We start from the raw sequence: 20,317 nt of genomic DNA on the forward strand, positions 1-20,317 counted from the left end.
AATCACTCGTTTACTGTTGACAAGCTATATCCTTCACCAGAAGGAAATCTTACATCAGACCGGCTTGAGTCGTATGATATTCTCATACTGGTATGTCCTGACTACAATCTTACTAGCGATGAACGGACGGAGGTTCAGTCTTGGGTCCATTCAGGGGGGTCTCTCTTACTGATGTCCGATTCACCCACTTCGCATTCTGCAAATGAGAAGCCTGTGGATCAAATCAATCAGCTAACAGGCCCGTTCGGGATGGAGATTGCTAATGGATTTGACTGGGATGTTACTGCACCGATAGTAAAGCATCCCATCAGGGACCGAGCATCCTATGCTCGCTTGGAAATTGCTGGACCTATTAATATCACAGAAGGTGCCTTCCCGCTGGTTGAGAAGGATGATGACATCTTCATGGCTGCAAGAGAATATGGAAATGGTCGAGTGGTACTATCGGGCGATATGAATTGGCCTGATTTGAACCATCTCGAACTACAGGATAATCGCGACTGGGCATTCAACATAGTGAACTGGTTGGGCGCAAACGAAGCAGACACATTATTGTACTGTGATAATCTCATCTCGGACGATTTCTATGACAGCCCTGCTTCGAAAGCATTGAACGAACTCGGAGTGGACTATTTCTTGGTGACTGATGCTAGCAATCTCAACCTGACGCTCCATGAGTATGAATGGGATCGAATCATCATTGACTCGGTCATGTGGGACGTTGCAGACTCCATTGAGCCCTTGATTGAACATCTTGACAACGGAGGATACCTTGCGATGGCCTGTAGTAATTTCGACAACCCGATTTATGAACCGCTTCTGAACATGATGGGGGTATCTCAGAACAACAACTATCCATCCAATTCTGAGTTCTATGTATGGGAAGAGGAGCATCCTATGTTCTCACGACCTGTTAATATGAGTACGAGTTCCTTCAGTACGGTAAGCTACTACAGTGATGATGGAGATGAATTAAGCGTCTTAGACAACGCAACTGCACTAGGTGGCTCCACCTCCCATGTAGATCCTGACAAAACCGCGCTGGCAGTGCGAGATGACGGTAAGACTATTGCTATGGGTTACATGTTCGATCAGATTGATGGGGACAACGACAATTCAGCATATGCTGACAGTTTTGAAATGTGGCTCAACACAGTATCCTACATCTTTGCACCTTCTGTCGATAGTCCTCCTGACAGGAACTTAGAGCTGGGTACAAGTGGAGAATTCATCACTTGGCATCCATCTAGTTACAGACCTGACAGTTTCACCATCGAAGAGAACGATATTGTAATCGAGAGTGCGCTCTGGAACGGTGGTGACATTAGCCATTCTCTGGATGGATATGACACTGGAACCTATAACTTCACGTTGACAGTGATGGACTCGTTTGGTCAAACAACTTCTGACGAAGTGCAAGTCGTGGTAGAAGACACGACTCTTCCTGTACTAGATTCCCCCTCGGATGTAGAGTTTACAGAAGGAGAGGAAGGTAACTTCGTCAACTGGACTGTTACCGACGTGCAAACAGGTATGTGGGAGCTTCTCGTTAACGGTACTTTGAACGAAACTGGTGCATGGTCCAGTGGTGACGAAATCTGGTTCGATGTCGATGGATTCGAAATTGGCACTCACAATCTCACTCTTCTTGTGTGGGATGAGAGTGGAAACATGGCAACTGACACGGTATTAGTTACAGTGCTCGAAGAATCCACCACAACAACTGAAACAACAACCACCACAACAACTGAAACAACAACCACCACAACAACTGAGACCACAGAAACCACGACAACGACTACAGAACCCCCGGCTCCACCTGGTCTACCCATGGATATGCTGCTTATAGCGGCTGCAGCAGGAGTAGCGATTCTGATCCTACTCGTTGTCATAATGAAACGAAAATAGCCTAACACCACAAGTGCCGGTATTCCGGCACTCCCCTTACTTTTTTGATTATGATTCTCAACCAACCCAATTGGTGGAAGGTATGCTAATACATCATATATTATAGTAAAACCTGTTTTACCATCTTATTTTTTCGGGCAGGACTTATTAGGTCCTTTTCCGCGGAGCGCGAGGTGAAAATTTGAAGCGCATATTTGCTATATTTATAGTCTCAGTATTTCTTGCGGGCTTCATTTATTCCCCTTTCACTTTGGGAATGTCAGAAGAGACGCCTCAAGGAGTACTTGGAGATGAGCAATCTGTAATCCAACATGAATCCACAGAGATACTGGAACGGCAAATTCGTGTTGCGATATACAACTCTACCAACACAACCACACCATCCTATGCAGAAGGCTATGTTCAGGCAAACTACTCAAGCATACATGATCTTTTGTTGGAAGCTGGATTTGATGTAACCAGGATCACATCTCGTGATATTGCGGATTACAAGCTACAACCGTCCCGCTATGACATTCTGGTTCTTGCGGATAATGTTCCGTTGACAAATGAAACAGACATCGTCAAGGATTTCTGGCTTGGCGGGGGAGGAATCCTAAGCTTCGATACTGCTGCATCGTATCTCTGCTATGAAGGGATCCTTCCAAGAGAAGCCGAGGGCACGGATGGATGTCCGAACTACTTTGGTTATCCATACAATTCATTCTACAATATTACAGCCCGGCATCCCGTGACACAGTCATATGAGCTTGATGACTCCATTACGATTCCCCATGACGATTGGGCGGCGTATAATTGGAGTGCTCTGCAGGAATCATCATTAGCTGATGACGTTGTACGTCTTGTTACTGTCGCTAGCGACGATAACGAAGCGTATGGTGTGGCTTGTGATCCTTTTGATATGGGTGGGAAAGTTGTTCATCTTGGTATTCCAATGGGAGATCAGTACCCAACCGACTTTGATGAGATGATAATTGATGCTGTTGAATGGATCTGTCCCACTCCCAAGGGTCGTGTTGCATTTGATTTCTCGCATCGTCCATACTACGGCATTGATTCATGGGACGCATACTGTGATTTCGCAGGGAAATACACGGAACTCAGAAACGATATTGTCAGCAGAGGTTACACATTTGATAAGTTGTATCCATCTCCTGACGGAAATCTGACAGCTGATCGGCTTGAGGCCTTCGATGTACTCATTCTTGAGGCTCCTACTCTGAATTACACCGAAGCTGAGGTCGCTGCTGTTGATTCTTGGGTTGATTCTGGTGGAGGACTGTACATTCTTTCGGATAGTTGGGGCTCAATGAACGAGGAATGTAGACACTTGCAGTATCTTATGTCATCTTACGATTTCTCCATCTATGAGAGAATGGCAGGGTTCACCGGCACGGTAAGTGAAGCAAGCAATCATCAAACGACAGAGTACTGCACATCATTGAGTTTGGTTGCTGCCGGCTTCCTGAATCTCTCAGGTGACGCTGTTTCTGTCTGGGAAGAGGGTGCTGATACATTTGCCGCTGCTGATCCCCATGGAAACGGGAGAATCTTGGTGATATCAGATATCCACTATGCTACAGACACCTACATCGATGATAGCTCAAATCGGGAATACACCTTCAATGTCATAAACTGGTTATCTTCGGATGATGCAGAAGTACTGATCTTTACAAATGAACCAGAAGGTGAATTATTCTGGACTGGGAAAAGCATCCATGCTGTTCAGACTCCTGTTGCACGGGCAGCAAACGAGCTCGGAATTAGCTTTGTGATTCACTCGGAAGCTGCTTTCTTCAATCGTTCGCTACGATCCCGGTTTTGGGATCTTGTTGTGTTTGATTGTCCTACCAGTCTAAGCGTTGGCTACATCGATGACATTGAGTGGTATGTTGAAACGGGTGGGGCGTTACTCATGAACTACTGGGGGATGTTCAATATTCCAAGTCATAGCTTATGGCCCAAGCTGGGAATTAACTACACCGGGCGCCTATACAATCCAACACCTGTGTATCCCTGGGAAGACAATCATCCTCTTTTCACAATTCCAACACAGTATAAAGCCAGCAATTATAGTGGACCTCGAGATTATGGCACAACTGGCACTCTGATGGAAGCATATGACAATGCGACCGTCTTGGCCGGTATTACTGAATCGCCAGAAGAGACTACTGCAACTCTTGTTCTTCGAAACGACGGGAAAACGCTCTATAACTCATATTTGACGGATCAGTATGCCGAGGATATTGATGATTCCACATATGAGGATCGATTGGAGCTATGGCTGAATGAACTGGCCTTCATGCTTCGACCTGAAATCGACAGCCCTTCAGATGCTGAAATAGAGTTCGGAACCACAGGTGAGAATGTTGTTTGGGATGCGGATAGCTACAAACCACGCAACTACGTGCTGGAAGAAAATGGAGTTGTGATACGGAACTGTTCTTGGAATGGGGAGCCCATCTCCTTGTCTCTTGATGGTTACGCTGTTGGAACATACAGTCTTGCAATTACAGTGATTGATGAGATTGGTGAAACAGCTTCTGATATGGTTGAAGTGACTGTTGTGGACACAACGAAGCCGACAATAGATGGGCCATCGGATATGGAATTCGTTAAAGGAGAAACCGGCAATGTTGTCAACTGGAGCATTTCAGATCTACGCCCCGCAGCATGGGAGCTTTTCATAAACGGTACATCTAATCAGACTGGTACATGGTCTGATGGTGACGAGCTATCATTCAATGTAGATAACTTTGAAGTCGGTTCTCACCATCTCGTCTTGACAGTACATGATGAAAGCGGCAACTATGCAATCGATGTAGTGATTGTAACAGTGCTGGCAGAAAGTGCTGTGACTACAACGACCACAACGACAACTTCCACAGGCACTACAACCACAACACAGCCAACCACGACAACTACGACGAATCCCACATCTACTACAGAGCCAACAGCAACCGGTTTACCCCAGAGTACGTTGATTGTACTTGCAGTATCCGGCGCGGTGATTTGCGTTTTGCTGATAGTAATTGTAAAACAGAGGTAACAGTATATTCGAGGTGTCGGGAAACCGGCACTTCTTCACTTTTTTCATCTCTATATTTGTTCAAATCCTGAGATTGTAATTTTTTCACGTAGTGTTTATTAATGGGAATTTTGAACGACCAGCTTGGTGTGAATATGAAGCGCGTCACCATATTATTAGTGATAAGTATGTTTCTTGCCGGCTTAATCTTTTCGCCAACTGCTTTTAAAGCACAAAGCGGTGCTGGCCAAGAAATACCTCTAAATACGAATCTTGGAATCCAACACGAAACAGCCAGCGTATTGCCTGGTCCAGTTCGTGTTGCACTATACAATTCAACTAACACGGTCGAGCCGGCATATGTAGCTGGTCAGGTTAGGACTAATTACTCTGCTGTCTATAATCTATTAGTCAATTCTGGATTTGATGTTACTAGAATCACATCTACTGACATTGCGAACTATGAGTTGCAGCCTTCAGCCTATGATGTTCTGGTGTTAGCTGATAATGTGCCTTTAGCCAATGAAACAGACATTGTGAAAGATTTCTGGCTAGGAGGAGGCGGAATTTTAGGTTTGGACACCGCAGCATCCTATTTCTGCTATGAAGGAATTCTTCCCAGAGAAGCTGAGGGAACAAGCGGGAATCCCGAATACTTCAACTATATCTACAATGATGTTGACAACGTAACTGCCAGACATCCGGTGACTCAATCGTATCAGATTGATGATTCGTTGTCCAAAGACTACGTTGATTTAGCTGCATATAACTGGACAGCCTTGCAAGAATCGTCTATTGCAGACGATTTGACACGTCTTACCGCTGATGATGACAATGATGAATGGGCATTCGCTGTTGCTTCTGATGCTTCGGATAGAGGCGGGAGAGTTGTCCACATTGGTATTACAATAGGAAACCTGTACCCAACTGATTTTGATGCCATGGTTGTCGATGCTGTTGAATGGATGTGTTCCCAGCCTAAGGGGCGTGTTGCTTTCGATTATTCCCATGAGCCCTACTATGGGGTGGACAATTGGGATGACTACTGTACGCTCTCAGGAAGATACGAAGAACTCAGAGATGATATCGTAAGTAGGGGATTGACATTCGATAAACTGATGCCCTCATCTGGAGGGAATCTCACAGAAGCCAGGCTTGAATCTTTCGACGTACTGATAACGGTGCTACCAGATCTGAATTACACCTCTGCAGAAGTCAATGCGGTCGAGTCGTGGGTCAGTGAAGGTGGAGGACTTTACGCACTCTCCGATAGGTGGGCTCTTAGCTTGGTCGATAATTGTCAGAATCTAGATTCTCTACTCTCATCCTTCGATGTATCGATCTATGAAACTGGTGATGGTTCCAGCGTAACTGTCTCTGATCATAGTAATCATCCCACAACGGAGGGCTGCGGCTCCATAAGTGTAACCGCTCCCGGTTTCATGAATGTGACCGGTGATGCAGAAGCTGTTTGGTGGCAAGGAGGTAATACCTATGCGGGTGCTGATACTCATGATGAAGGACGTGTAATGTTGGTTTCAGACTCCAATTTTGCTGGTGATGCATATATTGATGATAATAGCAACCGTGCGTTCACATTCAATGTCATTAACTGGCTATCATCGGATGATGCCGAGGTGCTGGTTTTCACAAATGAACCATCCGGTGAATCGTTTTGGACAGGAAAGAGCATTCATGGTCTCGAGACTCCGGTTGCCGAGGCGATGAATGAACTTGGAGTGTCCTATATGTTGCATGAAAGCATGAGCTACTTCAACCGGTCTCTTCGGGCAGGGTCTTGGAACCTAGTCGTAATCGATGCACCTTGGGGTCTTTCCTCAGGCTCCTTAGATGACCTCGAATGGTATGTCGATAATGGTGGTAGATTCTTGATGAACTACTATCACATAACCATGAATCCTAGTCATAGCCTTTGGGGCAAGCTGGGCTTCAATTATACGGGAGACTTGTCATCTCCAACGCCAGTCTATACGTGGAATAGCAATCACCCCGTTTTCAAGATCCCTCTGGAATACGGAGCAAACAACTACAGTGGACCTCGTGACTACGGTAGCACGGGGGACCTGCTACACGTCTTTGATAACGCGACTGCCCTGGCTGGAATCACGGAATCACCAGAAGAAGGAAACGCGACTCTCGTTCTCCGTAATGACGGAAAGACATTGTATGATTCGTACTTGACTGACCAGTACTCTGGCGATACGGATGATTCTACATATGAGGACAGGTTTGAGCTCTGGATGAATCAGCTAGCTTTCATGCTTAGACCTGAAATTGACAGTCCCTCAGATGTTGCTATGGAATTGGGAGATACTGGCGAAAGCGTAGTTTGGCAACCATCCAGCTACAAGCCTGCAAGCTACGTCATCAAGGACAATGGTACCAATATCGAAAGCGGTACATGGGACGGTGGAACTGTATCCCTCTCCCTCGATGATTTCGGATTAGGGACACACATCGTTACTTGTACAGCAATTGATGTCTATGGTGAGAAAGAGATGGACAAAGTAATAGTCACGGTTGAGGACACAACCGCACCGGTTCTTGATACACCCGCTGATATCGAATACACCGAAGGGGAAACCGGCAATAAAATCGAATGGACTGTTACGGATCCTCAATCAGGTACTTGGGAGCTTCTGCTCAACGGTACTTCTGATGACACAGGTGCATGGTCCAGCGGTGGCGATGTCATTTCAATTAATGTGGACAACCTCGCGTCCGGAACCTACAACTTCACCATGATTGTAGAAGATGGCAGCGGCAATTCAGCTAGTGATTTTGTTCTTGTTACTGTTGTTGAACCAACCGCTGGAGGACCATTTGGACTGCCAGAAACCATCTTTGGCATCGATACGTGGATTCTCCTAGTGGCCGCAGGTGTCATCATCCTGCTTCTGATAGTAGCGATAGCTAAGCGGTAGAATACCTCGTGGGAAGCGTCGGACAACCGGCGCTTCATCTTCTCTTTTTTCAATATACAACTCATCAAGCTTGCAGCTTAAATGCCCGAAATATGGAGGATGGCATTGGTTTCATTATGAGAAAGGGGCGAATGAAGTCTTCAATTATATGGCAATTATCTACTCATGTTTTTTTTTTGCCGAGGATGATTCGCTTATCGGACTATGCTTCTCTATTTTTCTTAACCATGCTTATATTTGGTTAATTAGCCGTAATATGAAATGTTTTTTATTAACTATTGTTAATATTGACCTGCTGATGATAATATGAAACGTTTTGCTTTCATTTTGGTAGCAAGCTTCCTTATTGCCGGCTTGTTTTTTTCTCCTAGCACCATGGAGGTTGCCGGACCTATCAATCAGGAAACTAGCCCAAACCAAAATCCAGTAACTCAACCAGAAAATGCAAGAGTTTTACCGGGAGAGGTTCGTGTTGCACTATATAACAGTACCAACTCGACCACGCCAGATTATTCATTTGGTAGCGTGATTGCAAATTATTCCGCAGTCTACGACCTCTTAGTTGATGCTGGATTTGATGTGACTAGGATAACATCCAGTGATATCGCTAATTATGAGTTACAGCCATCTGCTTACGATGTGCTGGTTCTTGCTGACAATGTTCCTCGAGAAGATGAGATCAATATCGTGAAAGATTTTTGGCTCGGAGGTGGAGGCGTACTGAGCATAGATACTGCGATCACCTATTTGACTTATGAAGGAATTCTCCCAAGAGAAACAGAGGGAACACATGGAAAACCTGATTATTTTGATTATGTCATTAACGATATTGATATTGTATACAATAGACATCCCGTAACTCAAGCGCATCAGGTTGGTGATTCACTGACCAAGCAAGATGCAGATTGGGCAATGTACAATTGGACAGCCTTACAGGGAACGTCCATAGCTGATGAATTGACACGGCTAACCGTTGACAATGACGATGCTACCTGGGCTTCGGCGGTGGCTTCTGATGCCTCTGATAGAGGTGGAAGAGTTGTTCAAATCGGTATCCCGTTGGATCCTTATTCAACCGACTATAACGAGATGATAGTTGATGCTGTAGAATGGCTGACACCACGCCCTAAGGGGCGAGTCGGTTTTGACTATTCTCACAAGCCTTACTACTCAATAGACCCATGGGACAGCTACTCTGAGTATTCAGGTAGATATGAAGAGCTAAGGGACGACATCGTTAGCAGGGGCTTTACATTAGACAAACTGCATCCATCGCCTATTGGCAACCTGACAGAGAATCGGCTGGCCTCATTCGATGTTTTAATAGCCGAGCTTCCAACGCTAAATTATACCGCGGCTGAGGTTAGTGCTGTTCAATCGTGGGTAAGTGCTGGTGGAGGCCTCTACGCAATCGCTGATCAATGGGCTGGTAGTTTGATTGACTATAGCCAGAACCAGAACTACCTATTATCGCCATATGATGTCAGTGTCTCCGATGCGGGTATAGGATCCAGCGTCTCAGTTACAGGACATGGTACGCATCCAACTGTTGAGCTTTCTAGCTCTCTGGAACCCGTTGCGGGCGGCTATGTCAATATTACTGGAAATGCAGAATCCGTCTGGTGGGAAGAAGGAGATATCTATGCTGGAGCTGATATCCATAATTCGGGACGCATTATGCTCGTTTCAGATATCAACTTCGCCCAGGATTCCTATATAGATGATGGGAGCAATCGCAGGTTCACATTCAACGTGGTGAATTGGCTATCGGCTGACGATGCCGAGGTGCTGATTCTAACTAACCAAGCATATCCAGAGAACATCTTCAGCAGCACGAGCATTCATGCCCTAGAAGCGCCAGTATCACTCGCAGCAAATGAGCTTGGAATGCCCTACATGGTTTACCAAGACGTGGCCTATTTCAATCGATCACTCTACCAGCATTCGTGGGAATTGGTTGTTATTGATGCACCATGGGGTTTCAACTCAGACTATCTTGACGATTTTGAGTGGTATGTAGATAATGGAAATAGGCTCATCATGAACTGGTATCATATGACATCTACCCCGGTTCACAGCCTCTATCCCAAACTAGGATTCAAATACTCGGGAGACTTGTCGAACCCAACCTCAGTATATCCATGGGACTATACTCATCCCGTATTCAACAGGCCGTTGGATTACGGAGCAGGACATTACAGTGGTCCTTTAGACTATGGAAGTACTGGCGATGTACTAGAGGTTTATGACAATGCTACAGCTTTGGCTGGAATAAGTGCTCCTGAGAACGGGAAGGCAACATTGGTTCTTAGAAATGACGGTAAGACCCTGTACAATTCCTACATCACAAATCAGTACACTGATGATATCGATGATTCCACATATGAGGATCGATTCGAGGTCTGGTTGAATGAGTTGGCCCTGATGTACAGGCCCTTTGTCGATGAGCCTTCGGACATTGTCATGGAATTGGGCACGACAGGTCAAGACGTTGCATGGAACCCATCCAGCTACAAACCAGATAGCTACGCAATAGAAGAAGATAGTGTGACTGTTGACAGCGGTTCATGGGGTGGTGGTTCAATCTCATACTCGCTCGATGGCTACGATGTGGGGACATATGTCTTCACTTTGGAGCTGAAAGATGCTTATGGTGAAACCACCTCGGACACTGTTGAAGTAGTGGTAGAAGATACCATATCACCATCGCTTAGTTCACCCTCAGACGTGCAATACACAGAGGGAGAATCTGGTAATTTTGTCAATTGGACTGCTACTGACCTCAACCCAGGCACATGGGAGCTCTTCGTCAACGGTAGCTCTGATGACACAGGCGTTTGGACCAGTGGAAGTGAGATTTGGATGAGTGTAGATGGATTTGATGCGGGTTTCTACAATCTCGAATTGGTAGTTGAGGATGGAAGCGGCAACTCTGCAAGTGATACCATTACCGTGACGGTTGTCGAGGACACCACCACGACGACAACTACCACAACTACCACCACTGAGCCTACGACGACCACAACGCCTCCACCCACTTCTGGACCAGCTGGATTGTCAATGCCTATTCTACTTGCTTTGATTGGTATGGCAGGTGTAATTGTTGTCCTCTTGGTAGTGATAGCAAAGAAGTAAAGCACAATGTATGAAGCGTTGGTTCGCCGGCGCTTCTTTTTCTTTATTTTTTTTTTGGAGGTTTTGGATCTCAGACCAAATCCTCAAGTATATCATGCGTTCCAAGCTTCAAATGAGGTATAGCTGAAAAATGATATGGGGAGAAAAACAAGAATGAGGGTCTGGGAGTGCTACCCAGACCGAGATTGAAACTAATCCTGGTAACCTTTCATGAATCCTTCTCGCTGGTTCCATTTCTCCTCGAGGCGCTGCATGATCTGCCACATTCTGTGCGTGTATTTCCACGCCTCGTCGAACTTGCCTTGATTCATATCGTCCATGAACTGTTCAGCAACATCATTGATCGCTCCGATGTCTTTGATGATGGTGGCATCAAACTCGTAGAGTCGATCAAGTTCGCTTTCGTCGATCTTCTCCTTCGAGCCCCACGCTGCATAACCATAGTCTGCATATCGTATCGAAGACTCGATTTTGTCACAGAGCGCAAGCATCCTGTCGAACGTCTCCCATGTCTTGCTGAGGTCATAATCTACAGCCATCATTTGCAGCTTCTCAAGGTCTTGCTCAACGAGCCGAAGCTGGTCAGCGAGAAACTCTCTTAGAACCTTGTCCGCTTGGCGACGCTCTTCTTTCTCTTGGTATCCGTGCCAGCCAGGAATATAGTGCGTTATCTTGCCTACAATACCGCCTTTGATATCTTTGGCAGCTTTTTCCCGAATACGCTTTGCTATTGGGTCGTCTGATCCGCCCATGCTAGATTATCTCCTATTTTTGATAGGCCTCGTTGTTTAACCTCCGAGGCTACGTTGAACTGCTACTGCCACTATCTACTTAAAAACTCAATGTAGATAGCTCTTGTTTGCCGGTGGCAGTAGGCTACTATGTTCTGTGATTGATTACCATAGTTGGTATTTTCTCTTAACGAATCCCTTCCAGACATCTGGCAGTTTTGCAATCACATCTTGTGAGATGCTTTCGACAGAGCTTTCAACATTGCTGAGGTCACAGTCTCCATAGAGTTCTATATTGACTGCACTTGGCTCCGTGATTGGAGCACCAATCTGGCTTACCAGGTAGCAATAGACCTGTGAAAGGTCGGGATGCTCTTCTACAACTGTTTCGACAATTTCTCTTGCTGCAACGTTGTATGTCTTCCCAACGTGTGATACTGGGTTCTTTCCTGCCGCAGCTTCGAGAGTCATTGGCCTATATGGTGTAATTAACCCATTAGCCCTGTTTCCTCTTCCAACTTGTCCATCGTCACCATGTTCTGCAGACGTACCGGTCACTGTGAGGTAGTACGTATCCTCTTCTGGCTGGTCTGCTGTGTTGACGTGAACTTCGACTTCGTGATCTGTGGTTTTTGCTGCCAGATCCAGAAGCATGTTCTTGATACCGTCCATCACATTTTCATACTCATCGGCATCCTTTGTTTCCGTGGAGATAATGGCAGCGGCAATTTGCAGGTGAATATGATCTTCCACCCTTGTTCCCATGACTTTGATGTCCTCGCCTATTTGTGGCCATTTCTCCTTTGTCTTTGGATCATTGAGCAGTCTTTCTGATTCTAGAACCAGCTCTTCTGTGTCAGAAAGGGGAGCATATGCAACACCAAAACTTGTGTCGTTTGCCCTTGGAATGTCCCGCCCAACATCGAAGTTTCCAACAAGGTCGGTGCTCCCAGCACGAATCTTGTAATCAATAATCACATCTGCATTTACATCAAGATGAGGAAGATCGTCTGTAAGCCACTCCCTCGTATGTTGGACCGAGAACTTGCCAACAGGAACCTGACGCTCATAGTCCTTGTTTACTACGTCTACCGCTCTACCGCTGAGGAGTATATAGATTGGTTCAATAACATCTCCTCCGCCAAAAACAGTATTCGATTGACCACCGACAAGGAGAACCTTATCGACATTGTGGTGCTGCACTCTTCCGAATGTGTCTAAGTAATACTGACTAAGCTTAACTGACAATTCCTCTGCGGCCTTGTCACATAACGTATCAGGGTGTCCTTTTCCTTTCCTTTCAACTATTTCGACTTGCCGTTGCGAAACGGGCTCTCCCGCGCCGCGAGTTACTCTAATATTCAACTCTTCATCACCCTATTAGTCCACTTTCACGTTTGGACAGCTTCATAAGGCTTTGCATATCTAATTCGCATAGGTAATACCAGCAGTAATATTAATTACTGAGAAGAATATGGCAGCTGAATCATATGTTGTACGATGCTGATGATTTACACAGGTTGCGGAAAGAAGCAGGCCTGACACAAGAAGATCTTGCAGAGGATGTCGGTGTGTCTCAATCGTATATTGCACGCATAGAGAATAAATCGTTGGATCCCAAGCTCAGCATAGTAAACAGGATTGTTAAGACGCTGAAACGCATACGAAGTCAAAGCTGTTCCGAAATCATGAGTAGAAACCCCGTTTCCGTAAAAGCTCGAGATTCTGTGTCTGTCGCAATTCAACTCATGCGAGAACGGGGATTCAGCCAGCTTCCAGTACTGAAGGGCACAAATACTATTGGCCTAATTACTGAACGTGACGTTATTAGAAATCTTGGTCATAATTTGGATGAATTATCGGTTGAGAGTGTTATAAGCTCTGGTGGTGTTCCGATGTTCGATGAAGAGACACCAGTTGACGCCATCATGCCGCTTTTTGACAGATATCAAGCAGTAGTTGTGCAGAAGATGGGTAGAATCACTGGCATTATAACCCGATCAGACCTTCTGCACCTCAATCGGTAGTATTTTGAGTCCAAAGATGCGCAATGCAAACGTAGAATATATTATAAACCAATAATCAAGAACTAACATGGAGTAGAACAAGTTTGGCACGAGAAATGGAGGTACTCGAGGATTTACGTGAGGGCATTGATACGTTCGTCGAACGCTGGCAGAAAATCCAACGTTCGTCAGTGAAATCGGTCCAAGCCGTGACCAACACTCTTGTGCAACTTGAGCACCTTGACGGCCCTCTTGGGAAACTGGAAGGATTCCAGGACATCCGCAAAAAGGCCAAGGGAAAACTCCTGGTCAATCTCTATGATAAACTTGTGCCAGCCTTGGAGAAGTCTATTAAGCAGTTTACACGATTGATGCAGATGTTTGAAGACTTACGCCAGAAAGTCTCAACAATTCAAACATTCAGTGAGTCGCTGCGTGGGAGCATCGAGGAGTCTCCCCAGCTGGAAGATCTGGTTGGGTTCTTGGATTTGATTATTCTGAGCATCCAAGACATCCTATCCATGTATGAATCTGAATTCCTTGTTAAGCTGACAATTTTCAAAGACCTTGAGGAATCATCTCTCGAAGTTGCGGTTGTAAGCAACTATCTAACAATCTGGCTTGCTCAACCAAACATCGAAAAACAAGCTTTGGAGAAGCAGTTAGAGGATTTGGATGAACACTTTGAACTCCTGCGAGACGTATTCGAAGGAAAGACAGGTATCCAGATTCCTGATGTATACAGGCAGACATCCACTCGATTCTGAAGGCTTACTAGGCGGTTGGAGAAATATCTTCCAGACCGCCCCGTTCTTCCTCAGCTAGGTCTCTCATACACTTGAGTTCATCGATCTCCTCTTCAAGAGATTCCTTCTTCTCTGCGTAAAGGGCTTCATTCAGGTTGCCCTTTTCAAATTGGTTCTCATAATGTTCGAGTTTTCGCTGACATAGGTTTTCTCGCATTCGTAGCTCATTCAGCCTAGCTTCTCTTTCAGCCACCAATCTTCGCAGCTCATCTTCGATCGTGTAGATTTCTTCTTCCAGTTCCGCTTTCAGGCGGTTGTAAAGCTCACTATCAATATTGCCTTCTGTGTATTCATCAACTAGATGCAACAAAGCTTGTCTTGTGGCATCTCGTTCAGCTACTAGTTCCTCAAACGCATCTCTATCTTCAGTAACTCCTAGGGTTTCTGCCAGAAATGGCGTCGTTAGGCCTTGTAAGATGAGACTCACCATGAGTGCAACAAATATGAGCGACGTTATAGTTTGGCCGAGGGTACGGTACTCCGGCACACCATATACATCAGCGGCATTGTTGAGAATGGAAACCGCAATAGCACTCAAAGCAGCACTGGCTACCCCCTTGACTCCTGCCCAGCTCACGAAAACTCTTTCTTCAATGCTCATTTTTCTATCATGTGCGGTCATCAGGAAGACCGTAGCGGGACGAGCCACGAAGATAACGAGAGCAGCTATAGCAAGACCAAGCATGATAATGTTTGGGTTGGCAAGGATAAACTGGAGGTCAACTTGGTAGCCAAGCAATATGAACACAATGACTTCAAGTCCAAAGGATACCCTGTTTGTAGTGCTGCGCATTGTTTGCTGTGGAAGGGCTCGTAGGCCCATTCTTCTGGAGTTGGCCAAGAATATTCCCGCGAACACAGCCGCAAGGGCTCCCGGATGAAATCCAAAGACCGTTAAGGTTTCACCCAATCCATAAGCGAGGAAGGGCGTTGTGGCAGTTAGGATTGAGATATTCGTTTCGCCTGTTCGCAGAATTAGTTTGCCGATAACATATGCTACAATGAGGCCAATCAGGAATCCGGCAACCATGCTGGCAATGAACTGAAAGGCTACGACAAACCACGGCTGGGCCAGTTCAACTACTACGAGTGGTTCGAATACTGTGATTACGAGTATAGCGGCTGTGGCATCATTGAATACTGCTTCGCCTTCGAGGATGGAAAAGAGCTTTCGCTTGACCGGGACCCCTCCCGTTTCAAGAACCGAGAAGAGGGCAGCTGGGTCAGTAGGAGATAGAATAGCTCCGATCAGGAATGCAGCCAGTGTAAGTGTTGGGAAAACTAGAAGTGCAGTAGTTCCTGCTATCAGTGAAGTCGCCATTACTCCCACGGTAGCAAGCAGGGCAACATTGACAATAGAGAGCCTTAGTTCTTTGAGATTCATGGTGAGGCCGGCATAGAAAATAACCGTTGCCAATGTTATCTGGGCAATGAAATCCAAGCCGATGATGTCTAGAAACCCTTCAGTTGGTATGGTCTGCCGAAGGATGATTCCACCTATAATCAATGGAATCGGATATGGGAGCCTATACTCTTCGGCTACTTTTGCCAAAGAAGCTCCTACGATAATTACTGCAGCGATCAGATACAGGTCGATCGCCACTTCTATTCACCTCACATTTCATTGATAGACTCGGCACAGGCCTTCAGATAGTCCGTGATATGCTCCAGTTCTCTAACGACTTTTCGCATGATGTAGCACACGAAGCCGGCATCCCCATTCGTTACCACGGAAATCTGCCGGCTGATAATTATATTCTCTTCATCTACCGCACGTTCTATTTTGGCAATCTGTTCAGTTCCTTCTTCTATGCTGCTAGGGTTCTCCGGGTAGTCTACCAACATCCTATGAAATACATCAATCGCTTCTCCAACTTTGTCGGAAATGGCAGAGAGTGAATCCATGTAGAGTTCTTCAAATGGTTGTTCATAGACACTATCGATTAGTATCACAATACGCTGAAATGAGCACTGGATGTTTGACATACTGGATATACTAACATGTGCATCTAGCCCAACCTCATTTGCCGGCAAGTCTGCTGCAAATCCGTAGAGCCCCATCATTTTTCTTAGCATCTTGATGAGCTCTTTCTTTCGTTCTTGCCACTCTTCAACCTCTCCTCCTTCGGGAGAGATGCAAAGCTGGGTGTGCAAAACTGTTGTTATCTCTTTCAGGAGTTCCGCGTGTTTCGTGAACGCCTTGACTATGCCTTTTTTGTCAAGATTATTCTTTTCCACCTTCCACTTCCTCCAGGCGCTTTCGCTCAGGTACGGACCATTTGAGATCTATTCGCAGGCGTACAGATTGTTTTCGAAGACCTACTTCAATTCCAGTCTCAACCGGTTCACTCAAGGGCAGCTCGATAATCCCCGATTTGAAGCTGGGCATAGGAAGTTCAAGGTCTCCTCTATCGGCTACTTGTTGAGCTATACCGCTCAATAGTTCAGCCAAAGAGGATAGCGTTTTTTCCTCTTCGTATTCGTAGTCGTCAATTCTCACGATTCCCTATCTCCGTGGTCATTCGTTCTTGTGAAGGTACAATTTGCCTTTTTAAAATGACTCTTATCATACGAATCACTTTACAGCGTTTTTCACACGGCATTCTTGCGTTCTGAATATGGCCAAATCAATTTTTGCTATGAATACCATTATGCTTAATTGGAATCGCCAAGGTCCACAATCAACCAGTACCACAATCGAGGAATGACGATGGGTGAAGAAAACGAAGATATGCTTGTCACACCTTGGGAAGTGAAAGGCAAAGTTGATTATGCTCGCCTCATCGAGGAGTTTGGAACAGAACCCATCGATGATGAATTGCGGCAGCGGCTTTTTGACTTGGCCGGAGATGATCATATCCTTCTTAGAAGAAGGCTGTTCTTCTCACATCGAGACCTCGATTGGATTCTCGACGAATATGAGAAAGGCAATGAGTTTATTCTGTATACTGGTAGAGGTCCAAGTGGTCACACCCACATAGGCCATCTGGTGCCTTGGATTTTCACCAAGTGGTTACAGGAGCGGTTCGACGTTCCACTGTATTTCCAGATTACAAACGACGAGAAGTACTTCTTCGAACAAGACCTGACATTGGATGACGTCTATCAGTTCACGTACGAAAACTCGCTTGATTTGCTTGCATTAGGATTTGATCCCGAGAAAACATTCCTCATTGATGACATCAGACACATTGACCTACTATACGAAATAGGAGCTCGAGTAGCAAAACGCATAACCTTCTCTACTGCGCGTGCTGTATACGGATTCGATAATAGCATGAATATCGGAGGTATCTGGTACCCCGCTCTTCAAGCAGTTCCTGCGTTTCTCCACTCGGAAATTGTAGGAAAGAAGACACCGTGTCTGATTCCGTGTGCTATTGACCAGGATCCTCATTGGAGAGTCGCCCGTGATGTTGCAGAGAAGATTGGTTACTACAAACCAGCATCAATTCAGAACAAATTCGTCCCTGGCTTGGGAGAAGGCGGCAAAATGTCCGCCTCTGATGAGATGTCCGCTATTTACACAACTGATGAACCGAAGAAAGCCAAGAAGAAGGTCATGAATGCATTTACTGGGGGACGTGCAAGTGCTGAGGAACAGCGGAGACTGGGAGCCAATCCCGACATCTGCTCAGTGTTCAAGTACTACACTTTCCTCTTTATTGAAGATGATAACGAGTTGGCAGAAATTGAGCGTGAATGCAGAAGCGGTGATATTCTCTGCGGTGAATGCAAACAGAGACTGGCACCAATGGTTATGGAATTTCTAGAGAAGCATCAAGCGGCACGCGAAGAAATGAGGGACCGGGTAGACGAGTTCTCAGCATCAAGACTCAGAGAGAAACTACGGAAGTAGTTTGTCTAGCTGTGCTCTGGTTACTCTTTTGTAGTAGTCTACTGCGAGAAACTCAGGTGAAGCTTTTAAGCTCAAAAAGACATAGAGTTGCTGATTGAGAAGGCTTCGTCCTCAAGATTGAACAATCAGAAGATGCATGAACATGTACGATCAGGAAGTGGGAGGAAGCGGGAAGATAATCATTGCAGTGGCCGTAGTTGTTGCAGTAACAGCGGCTGGATTTGCCTTGGTTGGATTAACGAATGTAGATAATAGCGGTAATCCAACCACAACGCCTACTCAGCCTTTACCTCTCTTCGACGATGAACCAATATACATAGCAAACAACACCGATTTCGTTCACAAGGCTCAGGAACGGGGTTGGTCAGGAACCGGAACCCAGAACGATCCCTTTGTGATAAACCATGAAAACATCCAGGATCCTGCATATTGTATCCGTATAGTGGATGTGACTGCTTACTTCGTGATACGGAATTGCGTGCTTCGGTGCTTTGAACCTGGTCAGGGCATTGGAATCTATGTAAGAAATTCAACCAATGGTGTGGTTGAGTCCTGTGATGTATCGGCAGGAGTTTCTGGGGTTGAGTTGTTCCTATCCCATAACTTCGTTATCAAGAATTGCTCTGTTTTCTCTCCTATTTTTGCTGTTAACATGAGCGGATCCCATGACAATCAGATTCTTGAAAATGATATTGAATCGGATTTTTTCGCTGTTTCCGCTATTGGTAGCAATCGGTCTCTTATTCAGAATAACACCATTCACGGTATGGATGCTGGTATCGTAGCTCAGTGGTCATGGAACTCCACGGTTCGCAACAATCGAATCGAGATGAATAACACTGGCATTGATTTACAGGTGGCTTGCCACAATTGGACACTTATCGACAACGAGGTTTCTGTTGACCGAGGTGTAGGTATTTGCATATCCGAGTCGTCGTCATTCAACAGGATTTTCGAAAATCATTTCAGTCATGTTAATGGAACAAATGCGATTGATAACGGTATGAACAACACATGGGATGACGGAATCAACTGGGGTAATTGGTGGAGTGACTACAATGGCATAGGCGTGTATCCAATCCAAGGAACAGCAGGGAGCGTTGACCATTATCCGCGAGTACTTGAGTAAATTCCTATCACGGCGTTGAATCTCTGGAAAAGAGATACTTTCTGAAAAATACGATCACCCCATCTGATTCTCGTGATGACATGACTTCTTCAGCGAACAACTGGGCATGCCTCAAATCGGTTCTGTCGGGGTGTGATTTCACCAATTGCAGATACTTATCGAAGTTGGTTTCCTCCTTGATGATGTTGGTGTGAATGAACTCTTCTACAGGGGGCGAAGGATTTCCTAGGCATGAGAAGTACCCTTTAAAGGGAATATTCTTAGCATGGCATTCTTTCGAAAAGGTGTTGAAACACTGATTTGTCCATTCCCCTGTAGGATCTACTGTAGCGTGGGTTACGAATCCAGCAACAACACAACCCTCTCCTACTCTCAGGTGTTTCAAGAAATCCTTGACTGGTTCAGCCACATCCCGAGAATGGCATGCTGAACCGATGAAAATTGCGTCATACTCGGTAAGCATCCCGTAGTCTTTGTCCTCTATCCTCTCAATTTGTACAGAATGTCCCTTACGAGAAACCCCGTCTCTCATGGCCATAGCTATTTTTTCTGTATTGCCGGTTTGACTGAAGAAGGAGATGAGTATGTTCATGTTGTTTCACAATGTTAGTGATGTCTAACGAGTCGTGATTGGTTGCCTTAAAACGGTATAGTTGAAACCAAGCTTTCCTGGGATTTGCTTTAGAAAGGCCTCCCTTTGTGTTCTTCCGTTGAAATCCCCCCAGAACACGCTCTGTATATCACCAGAATGTATAATAGATTATCACGAG

At 45.5% G+C, this 20,317-nt stretch carries 13 protein-coding genes; 7 read left to right on the top strand and 6 right to left on the bottom strand.

Annotated elements, in window-relative coordinates:
* Nucleotides 1–2,164: 2,164 nt before the first annotated feature.
* The 3 genes from GF309_10450 (at nucleotide 2,165) to GF309_10460 (ending at nucleotide 11,016) form a co-directional block, all read left to right on the top strand.
* Nucleotides 2,165–4,957, top strand: coding sequence for a hypothetical protein (locus GF309_10450; GenBank protein MBD3159197.1), 2,793 nt, complete (start codon nucleotides 2,165–2,167; stop codon nucleotides 4,955–4,957).
* Between the two features lie 101 nt (nucleotides 4,958–5,058).
* On the top strand, nucleotides 5,059–7,881 hold the full coding sequence (locus GF309_10455) for a hypothetical protein (GenBank protein ID MBD3159198.1): 2,823 nt from the start codon (nucleotides 5,059–5,061) through the stop codon (nucleotides 7,879–7,881).
* A gap of 306 nt (nucleotides 7,882–8,187) precedes the next feature.
* Nucleotides 8,188–11,016, top strand: coding sequence for a hypothetical protein (locus GF309_10460; protein MBD3159199.1), 2,829 nt, complete (start codon nucleotides 8,188–8,190; stop codon nucleotides 11,014–11,016).
* A 191-nt stretch (nucleotides 11,017–11,207) separates the two neighbouring features.
* Here the strand turns inward: GF309_10460 and GF309_10465 are convergent, their stop codons facing one another.
* A complete protein-coding gene (locus GF309_10465; GenBank protein ID MBD3159200.1) occupies nucleotides 11,208–11,768 on the bottom strand; it encodes a hypothetical protein in 561 nt (186 codons plus the stop codon).
* Nucleotides 11,769–11,912: 144 nt separating this feature from the next.
* A complete protein-coding gene (locus tag GF309_10470; GenBank protein MBD3159201.1) occupies nucleotides 11,913–13,106 on the bottom strand; it encodes a methionine adenosyltransferase in 1,194 nt (397 codons plus the stop codon).
* Nucleotides 13,107–13,237: 131 nt separating this feature from the next.
* Between GF309_10470 and GF309_10475 the strand changes: the two genes are divergently transcribed.
* Nucleotides 13,238–13,774, top strand: a complete 537-nt coding sequence (locus GF309_10475; protein MBD3159202.1) for a CBS domain-containing protein — start codon at nucleotides 13,238–13,240, stop codon at nucleotides 13,772–13,774.
* A gap of 83 nt (nucleotides 13,775–13,857) precedes the next feature.
* Nucleotides 13,858–14,520: a hypothetical protein gene (locus GF309_10480; protein MBD3159203.1), complete on the top strand. Its 663-nt coding sequence runs from the start codon at nucleotides 13,858–13,860 to the stop codon at nucleotides 14,518–14,520.
* 7 nt (nucleotides 14,521–14,527) lie between these two features.
* Here GF309_10480 and GF309_10485 read toward each other — a convergent pair whose 3' ends face one another.
* The 3 genes from GF309_10485 to GF309_10495 are packed head-to-tail and all read right to left on the bottom strand — an operon-like array spanning nucleotide 14,528 to nucleotide 17,059.
* Nucleotides 14,528–16,168, bottom strand: coding sequence for a hypothetical protein (locus GF309_10485; protein MBD3159204.1), 1,641 nt, complete (start codon nucleotides 16,166–16,168; stop codon nucleotides 14,528–14,530).
* A 5-nt stretch (nucleotides 16,169–16,173) separates the two neighbouring features.
* Nucleotides 16,174–16,797, bottom strand: coding sequence for a hypothetical protein (locus tag GF309_10490; GenBank protein MBD3159205.1), 624 nt, complete (start codon nucleotides 16,795–16,797; stop codon nucleotides 16,174–16,176).
* Nucleotides 16,784–17,059, bottom strand: coding sequence for a hypothetical protein (locus GF309_10495; protein ID MBD3159206.1), 276 nt, complete (start codon nucleotides 17,057–17,059; stop codon nucleotides 16,784–16,786). The genes GF309_10490 and GF309_10495 overlap by 14 nt, the downstream gene beginning before the upstream one ends.
* 210 nt (nucleotides 17,060–17,269) lie before the next feature.
* Between GF309_10495 and GF309_10500 the strand changes: the two genes are divergently transcribed.
* Together GF309_10500 and GF309_10505 are read left to right on the top strand one after the other, a co-directional pair.
* A complete protein-coding gene (locus GF309_10500; GenBank protein ID MBD3159207.1) occupies nucleotides 17,270–18,418 on the top strand; it encodes a tryptophan--tRNA ligase in 1,149 nt (382 codons plus the stop codon).
* 136 nt (nucleotides 18,419–18,554) lie between these two features.
* Nucleotides 18,555–19,547 carry a hypothetical protein gene (locus GF309_10505; GenBank protein MBD3159208.1) on the top strand — a complete coding sequence of 331 codons (993 nt, stop codon included), beginning with the start codon at nucleotides 18,555–18,557 and terminating at the stop codon, nucleotides 19,545–19,547.
* 7 nt (nucleotides 19,548–19,554) lie between these two features.
* Here GF309_10505 and GF309_10510 read toward each other — a convergent pair whose 3' ends face one another.
* On the bottom strand, nucleotides 19,555–20,139 hold the full coding sequence (locus GF309_10510) for a hypothetical protein (GenBank protein ID MBD3159209.1): 585 nt from the start codon (nucleotides 20,137–20,139) through the stop codon (nucleotides 19,555–19,557).
* Nucleotides 20,140–20,317: the final 178 nt, after the last annotated feature.

The sequence above is a fragment of the Candidatus Lokiarchaeota archaeon genome (assembly GCA_014730275.1).
In the GTDB taxonomy this organism is placed as follows: domain Archaea; phylum Asgardarchaeota; class Thorarchaeia; order Thorarchaeales; family Thorarchaeaceae; genus WJIL01.

Excerpts from the sequence above, each read along its gene's own strand:
- GF309_10450 (MBD3159197.1), top strand. The coding sequence starts at position 2,165 with ATGTCAGAAGAGACGCCTCAAGGAGTACTTGGAGATGAGCAATCTGTA.
- GF309_10455 (MBD3159198.1), top strand. The coding sequence starts at position 5,059 with ATGGGAATTTTGAACGACCAGCTTGGTGTGAATATGAAGCGCGTCACC.
- GF309_10460 (MBD3159199.1), top strand. The coding sequence starts at position 8,188 with ATGAAACGTTTTGCTTTCATTTTGGTAGCAAGCTTCCTTATTGCCGGC.
- GF309_10465 (MBD3159200.1), bottom strand. The coding sequence starts at position 11,768 with ATGGGCGGATCAGACGACCCAATAGCAAAGCGTATTCGGGAAAAAGCT.
- GF309_10475 (MBD3159202.1), top strand. The coding sequence starts at position 13,238 with ATGTTGTACGATGCTGATGATTTACACAGGTTGCGGAAAGAAGCAGGC.
- GF309_10500 (MBD3159207.1), top strand. The coding sequence starts at position 17,270 with ATGGGTGAAGAAAACGAAGATATGCTTGTCACACCTTGGGAAGTGAAA.
- GF309_10505 (MBD3159208.1), top strand. The coding sequence starts at position 18,555 with ATGAACATGTACGATCAGGAAGTGGGAGGAAGCGGGAAGATAATCATT.
- GF309_10510 (MBD3159209.1), bottom strand. The coding sequence starts at position 20,139 with ATGAACATACTCATCTCCTTCTTCAGTCAAACCGGCAATACAGAAAAA.